The following is a 13,820-nucleotide window of genomic DNA, read 5'->3' as shown; positions in this document are numbered from 1 at the left end:
ACGTCAGGAGCCGGTGGGCACCCACTGACGTACACCCTGGCCGTTCGTGCCGTACCAGTAGTGGGGCAGGCCCTTGATGCCACTGGTGCGCAACGGACGGCCGTGGTCGTCGATGCGGACCGTGCCGGTGCGGCCCTGGGAGGACCAGTCGAGTTCCAGGTACCACTCGCAGTCGTAGGCCTCGGTCGTCGCGGTGACCAGCAGCACCTCCGGCTCCTCGGCGGAGACGCGGTAGGGGAGCGGCACCGCGGGGACGGGTTTCCCGCCGTCGTAACCGGAACGCGCGTGGGTGACAGGGCGGTTGACGTCCAGGTTCACGGAGAAGTCACGGGGCGTCAGGTCGGCGCCGCAACCCTGGCCCATGGCGTACGCGTTGCCGGTGACCGGGGTGCCGCGGCTGACGACACGGACCCGGAGGGCCTCCAGGACCACGGCCGTGGACGACTTCCCCTGCGCCGAGATCCGTACCATCGTCTGCCGCCCGTGCACCGCTCCCTGCGTCGCCGCCCACACCCCGGCGTCCTGCTGCACCGGTGGCGGCGGCACCTGGGCCGGCTCCTTGCCGATGACGTAGTCGTGCCCGCAACCGCCGTCCCAGACGAGCGAGTCGGTGGTCACGGCGAGCGGCACACCGGTCACGACGGGGGCGTCGCTCTTCGACCCCGCCGCCGGTCCGCCCTTTGCCCCGGGACCTCCCGAAGCCCGTGCTCCCGCGGAGGGCGAGGCCGACGAACGGCCGGGGGAGGGGCGGGCCGCGGTGGCCGAGGCACGGTGTGACGTACCGGTTCCCGGCGTACGGGACTGACCGGAGGCCTTGGCCGGGTCGTCGTGGGACCGGTCGGCCGAGAGCGCGGACAGACTGCCCAGCGTCACCATCAACACGGTCGCCGCGGCGGCGCCGACGACGGTACGGCGACGGCGGTACCAGGCCCGCCCGGTCGAGCGGGCCGCATCCAGCGGGGCCGCCGACTCGGGCCTGCCCGGCCCGGGGGTGTTGGAGGCGGAGGGTCCGGCGTCGGGCGCGCCGGAACCGGTCGGCCCGGCGTCGGGCGCGTCCGCGCCGAGTCGCGGCGGCGGTGGACCGCTTGTGCCGCCCCCGTCACCGTCGATGCCGCCCTGGTCGCTGTCGCTGTCGCTGTCGGTGTCGATGCCGCCCCTGGCACTGCCAACGCCGTCGGCCTCCGCCGGTTCCGCCGGCTCCACCGGCTCCGCTGGGGCCCCGCCCGCCCTCGGCCGCTGTCGTGCCGTCACCGCGAGCAGCCACAGGCGGTGCAGCTCCAGACGTTCCTCCGGTGTCGCCCCGCAGAAGGCGGCCAGGCGCTCCACCGGGGCGTAGTCCTGCGGGACGGCGTCGCCCGCGCAGTACCGGTGCAGCGTGGAGGTGTTCATGTTGAGGCGCCGGGCCAGAGAGCCGTAGCTCCGGTCCGTGCGGTCCTTCAGCAGACGCAGCAGCGCCGCGAACCGCTCGACGTCGTCCCCGGTCGACACCGTTCCCCCGTCCCACCGCGTATCCCCGCATCCCAGGCGGCCCATATACCTGCACGTCAGGCGGGCTGGGATGGTTCCACCGCCGCCGGATGGGCGTCCAGCGTTGCACCGGGCCGCCGTGACGGCCGATGCTCCTGGTGTCGCACCGACCAGGGCCGGACCGACCAGACGGCGGCGGGCGGCGCACGACATCCATGCACTCATCCACGGGGGACACCCATGCCCAGGCGCACCCGAGCCGGCCCGCTCCTCGCTCCACCGGCCACTTGAGCAGGGCCGCCCTCCGTCACGGGGGTGGGGAGGGCGGCCCATCGACCACCGACGGCGCCCTTCGGCGCGATCCGGCACGACTCGGAAAAAGAGGAACACGCATGATGAGCAAGACCCGCACCGTACTGACCGCAGGCGTCCTCGCCGCCGCTCTCGGCCTCGGCGCCACCGCCCAGGCCTCCGCCGGCGCCCCGCGCAGCGTCAGCGGCAGGACGTCCGACGACATCACTCGCATCGCCGACTTCTACGGCACCTACATCGACGCGGTGATCGACGAGGACCGCGGCAACCTCGGTCAGGCCCTGCGCGACCACTACCTCACTCCCGCCTTCCAGCGGAAGCTGGCGGCCTGGGAGGACCGCGAGCACGCCGACGGCGTCCTGCGCGCCCAGAACGTCCCGCTCGCCTGGAAGGTCACCGACAACGGCACCACCCGCAACCGCACGGAGGCCGTCGTCACCCTCACCTGGGGCAGCGGCACCACCACCAAGCTGGTCGTCGACATGACCCGCGACAGCCACAGGATCTTCCACATCGGCGCGAAGGGCGCGGCCCACAAGTAGTCGCTCGGGCCGCAGCCGCAAGCCGCAGCGCGAGATTCTGGAACGGCCGCTGCTCGAAGGCCAAGTCGCCTCCGAGCAGCGGCCGTTCCGGGGCTGATGCCGGGTCCGACGGCGGTCCGTCTGGCCGCGCACGCGCGCTGTCCGGTCCTGGACCCGTTCCAGCCGGAGCCGGCCGTCATGGAGCCAGGGAGAAGTAGTTCTCCTCTTCCTGGGTGAAGTGCAGGCGCAGCGCGGTGTTGAGGCCGTAGAGGCAGGAGCGCAGGTCGTCGAGTTGTCCGGGGGCCAGGCCGCCGTCGTGGGCCAGTTGCAGATGGGTGGCGATGCGGCGGGAGAGCCGTTCGATCTCGGTGTGGGCTCGGCTCATGGTGGCGGTGGCCTCCGGACCGCCGAGCGCCGGCGCGAGGGCGGGGTAGAGCTGGTGCTCCTCGGCGTACTCGTGGGGCAGCAGGCGTTCGGTGAGGAGCCGGTGCGTGTCCCGTACGGCCGCCAGGGCCTGTGGGCCGGGGTTGTCGGAGAGGCGGTCGGCTGCGTCACGTACGGATTCGAGGACGTCCTGGAGGTCGTCGTGTTCGGCGGCGAAGCGGTGGATGAGGGTTTCGGTGGCCGGGGTCAGTGCCGGCCGTGCGGCCTGGTCGACCCGCAGGGCGCGCAGGGCGTTGAGGATGACGGCGACGTCGATGCCTTCCTGGAGCAGGGCGCCGGCGGCGGGCGGGAGCAGACCGAAGGCGGCCGCGCCCATGGCGGCCAGGGACATCAGCATGCCGCCGAGGGCGCTCTGGACGGCGATGCGGCGGGCGCGTTGGGCGATGGCGACGGCGTCGGCGAGTCGGTCGACGCGGTCGGTGGTCAGGACGATGTCGGCGGCTTCGGAGGAGGCGGTGGAGCCGCGGGCGCCCATGGCGACGCCGATGTCGGCGGCGGCGAGCGCGGGGGCGTCGTTGACGCCGTCACCGACCATCACGGTGACCGCCCGTTCACGTTCGGCGCGTACGGCGGCGACCTTGCCGGCAGGGCTCAGTTCGGCGCGTACGTCGTCCAGTTCGAGCAGGGCGGCCACCTCGTGGGCGGGAGCGGCACGGTCGCCGGTGAGCATCAGCAGCCGTTCGATGCCCGCAGCGCGCAGGTGGCGCAACGTCCTGGGCGCGTCCTGGCGCAGAGGGTCACGCAGGAGCAGGGCTCCGGCCGGCTGTCCGTCGACGGTGAGCCAGGCGACGGCCGCGCCGTCGAGGAGGGCGCGGTTGTCGACCGCCCTGGCCCAGGACGGCCGTGCGTCCGTCGGGCCGAAACGGCCGATGGAGACCTGGTGCCCGTCGACGGTTCCGGTCGCACCCCGGCCGGGCTCCTCCGTGACGCCGGCGGGGACCGACAGCTCCAGCTTGCGTTCCCGGGCGGTGTCCACGATGGCCTGGGCCAGGACATGCGGCGAGTACTGGTCGAGGGAGGCCGCCTGCCGAAGTACTTCGGCGGGTCTGACGTCGGGGGCGGCGATCACGTCGAGGACACGGGGGCGGCCGCGGGTGAGAGTGCCGGTCTTGTCCAGCAGAAGGGTGCGTGCGCGGCCGAGGTTCTCCAGTGCGCCGCCGTCACGTATGACCACGCCGAGACGGGAGGCCCGGGACAGGCCGGAGACGATGGCGACCGGTGCGGCGAGCAGCAACGGGCAGGGGGTGGCGACCACCAGGACGGCGACCGCACGTACCGGGGAACCGCTGACCAGCCAGGCCAGGCCCGCCACAAGGAGGGACAGGGGCAGGAACCAGGCCGCGTAGCGGTCGGCCAGCCGTACCACGGGCGCCGACTCGGCTCCGGCCTGCCTGGCCAGCCGCACGATCCCCGCGTAGGTGCTGTCCTGCTCGGTGGCGGTGGCGCGCAGTTCGAAGGCGCCTCCGGCGTTCACCACACCGCTGCGCACCTTCTCGCCCCGCGGGCGCTCGACCTGCAGTGGCTCGCCGGTGAGGACGGACTCGTCGAGGACGGCGGTGACGGTTTCCACGCGGCCGTCGACCGGGACCACCTCGCCCGCTCCGACGACGAGCAGGTCCCCGACGGCGACTTCGTCCAGGGGCACCGTGGCCACACCGGCGTCGGTGCGACGGCGGGCGAAGCGGGGCGCGTGCTCCAGCAGGGCACGCAGATCGTGGGAGGCGCGCCGCTGGGCCGCGGACTCCAGGGTGCGGCCGGTGGCGAGCATCAGCGCGATCAGTGCGCCGGCCAGGTACTCATGGACGGCCAGGGTGCCGCCGAGCGCGAGCACGGCGATCAGGTCCACCCCCGCGCGGCCGTGCCGCAGGGCGACGAGCACCCAGCCCACCGCGGGCACGACGGCCGACAGGGTCCCCAGTGCCCAGAAGAGGTCGGCGAGACCGGTCGCACCGACCAGCCAGGCGAGGCCACCGGCGGTCAGCGCCGCCGCGGTGACGGCCAGCAGGACGGGTTCGAGCCGTGATGCGCCGTGCGCCGCAGAGAGGCGGGGCATCCGTGCCGCACGGGTGGGGTGGTCGTCCATGGCGTACCTCGGTCCGTCCGGTCGATCGCCGACCATCGGTTCGGTCCGCATCCATCACACCGCGCCCCCAGCGCCGGCGACAGGGACGACCGGCCCTGGATCAGGGCCGGACAGACGGTGCGCGCGCGTGCCGGACACGAGCGGCATCGGCCGATGTGAAGGGCCAGGCGGGGCACGGGGCCACGGCTCGGCGAGCGTGGGTTCGCAGGTCTTCGATGACGGCCCGGTTCTTGACGATCGAGTAGCCCCACTCGTGCACGACACCCGGCGCGAGGTGGCTCCGACCGGATCTCCATGGAGCGAGGTGGGCCGCTGAGTCGACTAGCCGCGATTGCCGTCAAATGATGCCGTCAAAACGGCCCGGACCGTGATCGGTCTGGGCCGTCTCCCTGGCGCCCCCCAGGACTCGAACCTGCGACACCCGCTTTAAGGAGTTCGATCAAACCCCGCCCTGGTCAGGCCTCGCCTCGTACGTCAGCGCCGTCCGTGGCCGTTGTGTGTCGCTCTTATCTACGGTCGTTGATGTCAGCGTTGGATGTCAGCGGAACAGCTCCGGCACCGGACAGGCCTCCAAAGGCTCATCCGGCCGATCGGTCCACCGCCACCAGGCATGCCGAGCAGTACACCGCCATAGCGTCCGACACGTCCGCCCGCCGTCGTCCTCCCGCTTGGCGAGGACGATGCCGCAGGACTTCATGGGCTGGCTGCACCCGGGACACGCGGGAGCGTCGTCAGTCACGCGGCGCACTCTAATGGAGCGACTGCTTCGTCCCGAAGCACCTTGAGTAGGGGTTCTGCCTTGGGCTCGCACGCTTCTACCTGCGCTGCTGGTGCGCTGGAGGCAGCGCTCGCCCCCCGTTGTTCGTCGGCGTTGTCATGCAGTTAGACACTCACCCGCGGCTGCAGCTCACTTTTTGCGGCGTTTGCTCGCCCTCTTCCTCAGCTCGGCTTGACCGCGCTTCGTCCAGTCCCCTTGGTGGAGGTAGCAGCGCGATGTGCCCTTGACTGTCTTGTTCTGGCAACGACCGCCGGCCGCCGTTGGCCAACCGCACTTCCCTTGCTTCCATTCCCCCACCGTCCGCCCCCCCGGTAGTCCGGCTCTCCTGTCTACAACCAGGGTGCGTGACCGTGCAGACGTAAGGGAGGGCGCACGGCTGGCGGCACCAGGGTCCAGGCGTGCGCGGTCAGTACATCCGGCGTGTCTCCCTGGTGCGCACGTTGCGTCGGCCGCCCCATCTGGCTTCCGAGCTGGCGTCTTCTACGTTGTCCCTCCGGGGCGAGAGCCCGCGCTGGCGAGTCGCGGGCGCCCACGTCACGCTGTGAGTTGGTCGGGACTCCCTCAGCATCGCTGCGTCTGTGCGACGCCGCCGAGGACGCTTATTTGATCAAAAGTCCAGTGTCACAGTGACAGACTGGGCATTATGAGTGGGACTGTTGGGCCGACTCGATGCGAGGTTACCCCTTGGAAGCGCGCGAACTCATCGGTAATGCCAACAACTTCTCGGTGCACCTTTCTGAGGTATATCTACCTGCCGGACAAATGCTGAATCTACCGAAACCCGGCATCACCGTTTTCGTGGGACCTAACAATGTTGGAAAGTCAACGATCCTTAAGCAGATACACCTTAGGATTGCTCAAGGCCCCGCTACGTACGTTCAGCCAGGAATGCCGAAACTGTTTGACGATCTGCGCGTAGAGGTATCCGGCGATGCCGATGATGCTCGGGCGTGGCTTGGCATGCATTCGCGCATGAACAACGACACCACCTACCCAACTTTTCACAGGCACATGGCTCAATTTGTCCATTGGCACCAGGTGGGGCAAATGCTCGACAGTGTGGGAACGGGGCAAGGTCTACATGACTTGACGTCGCACGTACTTTTCTATGGTGACCCATGGAACAGGATCAACTTCGTCCAACCGGTTGAAATGCGTGACAGGTCAGAAGACCCTCCCGGTCACCCGATTCACACACTACAAGATCGCAGCGACCTGTTTGAGGAGCTAAGCGCTCTATCTATGCGGGTTTTTAGCCGCCCACTAACGCTTGACGTGCTAAGCAAAATGATGAACATTCGCGTAGGGGGGCCATCTGTCACGACCCCGCCAGTTGACAAGGTTACGCCTGAATATAGAGGGGCAGTCTCAAGTTTGCCGCGTCTTGAGCAGCAAGGCGATGGCATGCGCAGCTTTATCGGTCTGATGCTACCGCTAATTACGGCCACCCATCAGATCGTCTTGATCGATGAACCAGAGGCGTTCCTGCACCCGCCACAAGCTGCACAACTAGGGAAAGTGCTCGGTGAGCTGGCGAGAGAGAAATCCATGCAAATCGTGCTAGCGACTCATGATAAGAATCTGCTAGCTGGCCTCCTGCAATCAGAAGCGGATATATCTATTGTCCGGCTCGACCGGTCGCCAGCCAATATAACGACAGCTCACCAATTGAGCGTCGATAATCTACGTCGCATCTGGGCTGATCCCGTACTGCGTCACACAAACGTACTTGAAGGCTTGTTCCACAAGCTTACGGTCCTTGCCGAGGGTGACCGAGATTGTACATTTTATAGCGCCGCACTAGAGTTTTTGGCAACTCGAGAAGACCTACCCGTGCCCTCATCTGAAATACTTTTCGTTCCTTCCGGCGGGAAGGGAGGTCTCCCTGTGCTGATCGATGTTCTATCCTCTGCCCGTGTGCCTATCGTAGCTAGCCCAGATTTGGACGTACTAAATGACCGGACATTTCTGCGGCGCCTCATTGAGTCGTACGGTGGCGAGTGGGGCGACTTTGAAAAAGATTACGATCTGGCCACCCAGCCATTTAGGCAACCGCGTGATAAGTTTCTCATATCCGTGATCTTGAAGTCCTTGAATGACGCTTTCAAGGGGCGTGAGGGGGACATTTTCGATTCGGCTACTGCCGATGAATTTCGTACTCTGGTCCGCTCAAAGGAAAGTCCATGGAAGGCGCTCAAGCAATACGGTGAATCGGCTTGGAGGGGCAACCCGAGCGCCGCTGCGGCAGCTGTGCGTCTCCTGGAGAATCTGGATGATCTTGGGATTGTCGCAGTGAGGGTGGGGGAGCTTGAAGGCTTCGCTCCTACGCTCGATGTGAGGAAAGGGCCCGAGTGGGTTCCTGCTGCTATTTCGGGTGGCTATCACCAACAGCAGGCGGCTCAAGACCACTTGAGCAGACTGGTCAAGCGGGCCGTGGGGTGATGTAACCGAAGCGTCCAAAGGTTCCCGGGAGCCACTTCGGGACTATGTTGCAGGCCGCAGACCCCCCCATCACCTGGCCCACACGCTTTCCAACTGTGGTGGTGGGGGCTCGGGGTGTGTGCGGGGGCGTTCACCTGCATTCATGGATGAACGAGCGCCGGGGCGATCGCTGCCGATGGACCTTCTGTACGGCGGTGCACCTCGCTGAATGAGGCGGAAACTGAGACGGACGGCGGCGCCAGGCTCGATAGCATCTTCGCTATTGAAGGGGGAGTCATGGCACTAGTCCGCAAGGGTTCACGACGGATCGTTGTCGACGGCTTGGCATACCGCTGGCGGCTGCGAGGCCGGCCAACGTACGCCCAGGGGCTGGCCTGGTCGCCGTGCACGTACTCGGTCGAGCACGCGGACTCCCCGGGTATGACGCTCGTGGTCACCACCGACCAGCCGCATCCGGGCAACTGGATCGGCCTCGAAGCTGAGCCTGTACGGCCGTCCAATGTTGCCGCGGCTGTTCGGCTTGCGCTGCGTGAGGGCTGGACGCCGACCGCTCCGGGCTCCGCGTTTCATCTCGACCAGTCCGCCAACTGATAGACCTTCCTCGCAACCTTCTGATCCGTAGCTCTAGAGAGATGGGTCGGAGACGGCCATACAGGTCGCGTTCTGGCCTCAAAAGGGCGCTGCGGGGTGGGGCCGGTTGCTGTGGTTGCTGTATCCGGCTGCTGTACAGCAGGATCCGGGTGGGGGTGACGGGTGTGGAGCGGGAACGACTCGAACGGCTGCTGGACGGTAGCGATGAGGCGTTTGTAGCCGCTCTTGTTGCGCTCCGCTGCGGCGGCTCCTACGTGGTCTGGGACGGGGCTACGTCCGCCGGGTCGCTCGCCCTTGTCTATGGACGCCGGTTGCGGCTCACGCGTCGTCGGGGCATCGAGACCACGAACTTGGAACGCGCCGTGGAGTTGCTCGGTCGGCACCAGCAGCCGGTTCGCGTGGGGCAGATCAGGACTGCCGATGACTCGTGGACGTTCATGCTGTTCCTCACCGATGACGGCAGCAGGCTGATCGCGTGCACTGGCGTGCGGCGGACCCAGGTCTGAGCCCCGGCCGACGACAGTCAGCCACGATGGCGGGTGCGTCAACCGATCAGGCGCGCGTGTGTAGCGCTGCCCCCACCGGCATCAGCCACGCTCCTCGATCGGCGTCTGTCAGAGCAAGCTGCGGCGGCGGAACCGCGGTGACGACACATTGCGCGGTGACTTCTTCGTCCCGAAGTAACTTGGGACGCTCGCTGTCCTGGGCCTGCCCTGCCTGTCACCTGCGCTGATGGTCCGCTGACGTCCGTGGTTGTTCGCGGTTGTGCGTCGTGGTTGTCACGCAGTTAGACACTCAGGGCGCCTCGCGCGCCGGCCGTGGCGCAAGCTCTAGAGGCCGCGTAGTGCCTCGTACAGCTCATCGTATGCGGCCCAACAATCGATGCTGCCGTCGTCGTACGGGCTGCCTATGTACGAGTCCTCGTCATCGACGGGCTTCACGAGGCACAGACCGTGGAACCCAAGAACGATCTCTGGGCGCAGCGCCTCGTGGGCTACGGGGCCAGCCGCCCATTTCACCGTCCGTTCGGTGTCCAGGACGACAGCCCCTTGATCCCTGGACACGTCGCGGATCCGCCGAAGGGTCCACTTCGCGGGCAGTTGAGTGTCTGTCGCTCTCAGATGGTCTCACCAGCCATCGTGCACCACCGCTTTAGGAGAGAGGCTGGATGATCTGCGGGCTGAGCTGCGACTTCGCCGGCCGAGGAAGCGGACGGCTACTCGACCGCGGGGCACTGGTGTTGACCGTGGCTGACCCCTGCATCTGGCACGGGAGGGGCACGAACCTCAGCCCATGACAGCCAGCCACAGCGGCGGGTGCGCCGGCCGACCAGGTGCGCGTGTGCCTCGCTGTACCCTCACCAGCCTCAGGCACGCTACTGGCTTGTTGCGTCTACAAGAGTCAGACAGCGATGGCCCGTCCGTTGGTCGCAGCGCCAGCCGCAGTGCGCCAGTTTCTACGCACCGCACCCCGACCAGCTGAGCCACCCTTCCGATGCGTCGTCAACCAAGCGGGTGGCCTCTCGCTATGAGTGCTACAGACAGCCCCGTTCGCCAACTCTCGGCTAGGTAAGGCTTGGCTAAGTTCTGGGCGCGGGCGAGATACTCGCTTCGACCCAGTGCCCACATCGCTCAATGTCGAGTCGAGCCTGGTTGCGGTCTCGTAAAGTGAGTCCGAACTGTGTACGCGATCAACTGGGGGCAGCGATGGTCGGCTGGGAGCAATTGGTATACAAAGTGGCCACCAGTGCCTTGCGCTCGGCGGCTTCTGCGGCAACGCGGTCTGCAGTCGCGCCCAAGATGGGCGCACTAATTGTGGATCAAGGCTCCACAGGTCGCCTAAAAAATAAGTTTATTCCGACTGTGGCGATTACAGACAAGGACATCAAGGAGTTTTCCAAGCATGTAATGCGCGTGATCGAACCTATTCTTGAGCAAGAGTTTCGGAATCTCGATAGGTCAGAAATCGGCGCCATTCTTGAGGCGGTAGGCCAGTCTTTTGCGGTAACTTCCGCCGATGTCTTTGCATCTGACTTTGATCCGCAGGTGTACAGCAGGGCTGTTTTGGCGGAATCTCAAAAGGCGATCGCGGAAATCGGTCTTAGTGAAGCCGGCGACGGTTTGTATGTGCGAGTCGTGACGGAAGTTTCGGCTCAAATGCTGAATTTTGTGACCACTTGGCCGTCTTTCTTGGCTCGCTCGAACGTTGAGCAACTGAAGCGTTTGACTGGACTTGCAAAGGATCTGCGCAATATCCGTCGTGCTGTGATCGAAGACGCGAGCGCCGAGGAGGTACGTTTCGAAGAGACGTACTCCGAGGTAGTCGTTGCGAAGCTAGATCAGCTGGAACTTTTCGGCGTCACGTTGTCACAGCCAGAACAACGCGCATATCCGCTTAGTGCTGCCTATATCAGCTTGTCTGTTGCCGAATCATTTTCTCACAGTAGTCCGGAACGTAGTGAGATCGACAGAGAGCTAATTGAAATCAATGTAGATGAGGTGAGTGATTGGCCGACGACAGTCTCAGACATCGGTGGGGAAGCGGGTGGGGGGATTCGTTCCGAGAGCGCTATCGCCAGTTACGATCGAATTTTGCTTCGCGGGGACGCGGGATCGGGAAAGACGACGCTCCTTCATTGGCTGGCTGTGAATGCTGCGCGTCGCTCATTGGATGGCGAGTTGCGGCAATTCAATGGCCTTATCCCATTTCTCTTGCCACTTCGCCGCTTCGCTGATCGGGAACTACCCGCGGCGCATGATTTCTTGAATGAAATCGGTAAACACATTGTCGGTGAAATGCCCACCGGTTGGGTAAACCGTGTCCTGCGGAGCGGCCACGCTTTTATCCTGATCGACGGCGTCGACGAGTTGCCGGAGCACCGGCGGCATGAGGCGAAGGAATGGCTTGAGGAACTCCTCGACGCTTACCCGAATTCTCGATATATTGTGACCTCTCGCCCTGCTGCGGCAGAGGAAAAGTGGCTTACTCAAGAGCGTTTCACATCCGTGGATATGCTACCCATGAGCCGTTTGGACATTGAAAACTTCGTTAATCACTGGCATGAAGCTGCACGTGCATGCCTGTCATCAGACGTGTCTGAAGAAGATCTTGAAGATCTGGCGAACTATGAGAAAGAGCTGGTGAAGGCTATTCGTAGTCAGCGCCAGCTTCGAAAATTGGCGTCCAATCCATTGCTTTGCGCACTTCTCTGCACCCTTAGCAGGGACAGGAGAATGCAACTGCCGCAGGGGCGTATGGAACTGTATTCGGCAGCTCTTGAGATGCTGCTAGTTCGACGTGACGTGGAAAGACGCATTAAGGCTGGTGATGCGCCGTCACTGACGCTTAACCAAAAGCAGAGAATTCTTGGATCTTTCGCCTACTGGCTTCTTCGCAACCAGCTTTCCGACACTACGGAGGAGCAAGCGATTGATCAGGTGCGTCTTGCACTGGAGTCCATGCCGGCTGTAAGCGCAGGCGGGCCCAAGGTGTACAAGTACCTGATGGTGCGCAGTGGTCTACTACGTCGGCCCGTAGAAGGTCGCGTTGACTTTATTCATCGAACATTTCAAGAGTATCTAGCCGCTGCGACGATTGTCTCCATGAACGACATTGGGTCTTTGGTGAAGAACGCACACCTGGACCAGTGGCATGAAGTTGTGGCCATGGCAGTTGGGCATGCACGCCCTGAAGAGTGCAGCGAAATTCTAAATGGACTCATTGCGCGCGGCAACGAGGAGCCGAATAATACAACCCGCCTGCATTTGCTAGCTGCGGCCTGCCTGGAAAACGCAGATCAACTAGATCGAGAGACCTTTAACCTTGTACGGCATCATGCGGAGAAGTTGATACCTCCGAGCAAGGTCTCAGAAGCTAAGGAGCTGGCTGCAGTTGGTGAGTCTGTGCTCCCCCTGCTTCCTCGCTCTGGCCGGCGTTTGCTTGCTCAAAAGGCTGCATCTACCGTCAGGACCGCCAGCTTGGTGGGTGGAGAGGCTGCTCTGGACATCCTGAGCGGGTTCGGTTCAGACAGCCGGAAGTCGGTTTATGCAGAGCTTTCTCGTGCCTGGACTCAGTTTGATGTTGACGAATACGCGAAGCGTGTGATGAGTAAATCGCCGGTTGCACGGAGAGAGTTGGTGATTGATCATGATCAATTGCTACCTACGCTTCGACACTTTTCTGATTTGCAGCACCTTCAGTGTCATTGTCCAGTGCAGGACTTTGAATGGCTTGATCATTGCCACTCGCTCAGATCGCTTGCCCTCTGGAATGGGTCCGCTGTCGCCCTGGATGCGATTGCCAAGCTGCCTAATCTGAAAGCGCTGGCCATTGGTTATGTAGATCCCGACGAGCAATATCTCCGAGGGTTTGCAAACCTTTCAGGTTTGGAGTCGCTTACACTGAATACGGGCAGTAAGTTGGATCTTGATTTCGCCGCAATTCCCCAAATGGGGAATCTTCGTCGCTTGCAAGCTGGTGGGGCGAGATCAGTGAAAAACTTTGGCGATGTCAGACAGTTTCCCAAACTGCAGATCCTTCTTTTCAGATTCTGCGGTAATGTCGACTTTTCGAAGCTGAGGGGTGCCGATGGGCTCAACCTCATTCAACTGCTGCATGTCGGATCGCTAAGTAATGCACACACTGTCAGTGGTATGCGAGACCTTCGTATCAATGCTTTTAGCGTTGCTGACTCGTGCCTTCCAGAGTTGGCGAAGATCGAGGCTGTGAAGTCGCTCAGAATTCGCGTAAGGCGGGGAGCCGAGAATCGAGAGGTCGATCTTTCTTCCTTCGCTGGACGCGGTGACATCGACATTCGCTTTAGCGAGCCTGTTCGACTTGTTACCCCAGCTGCTTCTCTTGGGCCGGGGGTCCGAGTTGTGATTCCGTAATGGGTCGCTCGCGAGGCATGGAGCGTTTGAGTGTGCCCTGCGGAAGCAGAGGCTGGCGTCGGGTCGGCTTCCTCAGCCAGGGTGCACTACCGCTCGGCGTAAAGCTGTTGATTGCTGTGCGCGCGGCACGGGCGCCGGCCGGGCTGGAGCGGGACGGAGGCAGGAGCGCAGGCCCGGCCGGGGGCCGGGCCGCGCGCGGTGAGCGGAGCGAGCCGCCTTGAACCAGTAGAGAAAGTTGTAACTCAGTCGCTGGAGCTGGTGGTGTCTTGTCTCGGTTGATGCTTGACGTTGTG

At 64.2% G+C, this 13,820-nt stretch carries 7 protein-coding genes; 5 read left to right on the top strand and 2 right to left on the bottom strand.

Going from position 1 to position 13,820, the window contains the following annotated elements; translation table 11 throughout:
• Positions 1 to 3 precede the first annotated feature (3 nt).
• On the bottom strand, positions 4 to 1,533 hold the full coding sequence (locus ABZ478_RS13550; RefSeq protein ID WP_359548458.1) for a helix-turn-helix domain-containing protein: 1,530 nt from the start codon (positions 1,531 to 1,533) through the stop codon (positions 4 to 6).
• A gap of 326 nt (positions 1,534 to 1,859) precedes the next feature.
• Here ABZ478_RS13550 and ABZ478_RS13545 point away from each other — a divergent pair, with 326 nt between their 5' ends.
• Complete coding sequence (locus tag ABZ478_RS13545; RefSeq protein ID WP_359548456.1) at positions 1,860 to 2,321, top strand: hypothetical protein; 462 nt, start codon at positions 1,860 to 1,862, stop codon at positions 2,319 to 2,321.
• 175 nt (positions 2,322 to 2,496) lie between these two features.
• Here ABZ478_RS13545 and ABZ478_RS13540 read toward each other — a convergent pair whose 3' ends face one another.
• Complete coding sequence (locus ABZ478_RS13540) at positions 2,497 to 4,797, bottom strand: heavy metal translocating P-type ATPase (RefSeq protein WP_359548980.1); 2,301 nt, start codon at positions 4,795 to 4,797, stop codon at positions 2,497 to 2,499.
• A 1,492-nt stretch (positions 4,798 to 6,289) separates the two neighbouring features.
• Here ABZ478_RS13540 and ABZ478_RS13535 point away from each other — a divergent pair.
• From ABZ478_RS13535 to ABZ478_RS13520, 4 genes are all read left to right on the top strand, one after another.
• Entirely contained in the window at positions 6,290 to 8,047 is a 1,758-nt protein-coding gene (locus tag ABZ478_RS13535; protein WP_359548454.1) for an AAA family ATPase, read from the top strand.
• Between the two features lie 276 nt (positions 8,048 to 8,323).
• Positions 8,324 to 8,638, top strand: a complete 315-nt coding sequence (locus ABZ478_RS13530; RefSeq protein ID WP_359548451.1) for a hypothetical protein — start codon at positions 8,324 to 8,326, stop codon at positions 8,636 to 8,638.
• A 155-nt stretch (positions 8,639 to 8,793) separates the two neighbouring features.
• Positions 8,794 to 9,144, top strand: coding sequence for a hypothetical protein (locus tag ABZ478_RS13525; RefSeq protein ID WP_359548449.1), 351 nt, complete (start codon positions 8,794 to 8,796; stop codon positions 9,142 to 9,144).
• Positions 9,145 to 10,344: 1,200 nt separating this feature from the next.
• A complete protein-coding gene (locus tag ABZ478_RS13520) occupies positions 10,345 to 13,527 on the top strand; it encodes an NACHT domain-containing protein (protein ID WP_359548447.1) in 3,183 nt (1,060 codons plus the stop codon).
• Positions 13,528 to 13,820: the final 293 nt, after the last annotated feature.

It is taken from the genome of Streptomyces sp. NPDC005706, from assembly GCF_040631045.1.
Taxonomy (GTDB): Bacteria; Actinomycetota; Actinomycetes; order Streptomycetales; family Streptomycetaceae; genus Streptomyces.
This window is presented reverse-complemented; position numbering and strand designations above follow the sequence as displayed.

Excerpts from the sequence above, each read along its gene's own strand:
- ABZ478_RS13550 (WP_359548458.1), bottom strand. The coding sequence starts at position 1,533 with ATGGGCCGCCTGGGATGCGGGGATACGCGGTGGGACGGGGGAACGGTG.
- ABZ478_RS13545 (WP_359548456.1), top strand. The coding sequence starts at position 1,860 with ATGATGAGCAAGACCCGCACCGTACTGACCGCAGGCGTCCTCGCCGCC.
- ABZ478_RS13540 (WP_359548980.1), bottom strand. The coding sequence starts at position 4,797 with ATGCCCCGCCTCTCTGCGGCGCACGGCGCATCACGGCTCGAACCCGTC.
- ABZ478_RS13530 (WP_359548451.1), top strand. The coding sequence starts at position 8,324 with ATGGCACTAGTCCGCAAGGGTTCACGACGGATCGTTGTCGACGGCTTG.
- ABZ478_RS13520 (WP_359548447.1), top strand. The coding sequence starts at position 10,345 with ATGGTCGGCTGGGAGCAATTGGTATACAAAGTGGCCACCAGTGCCTTG.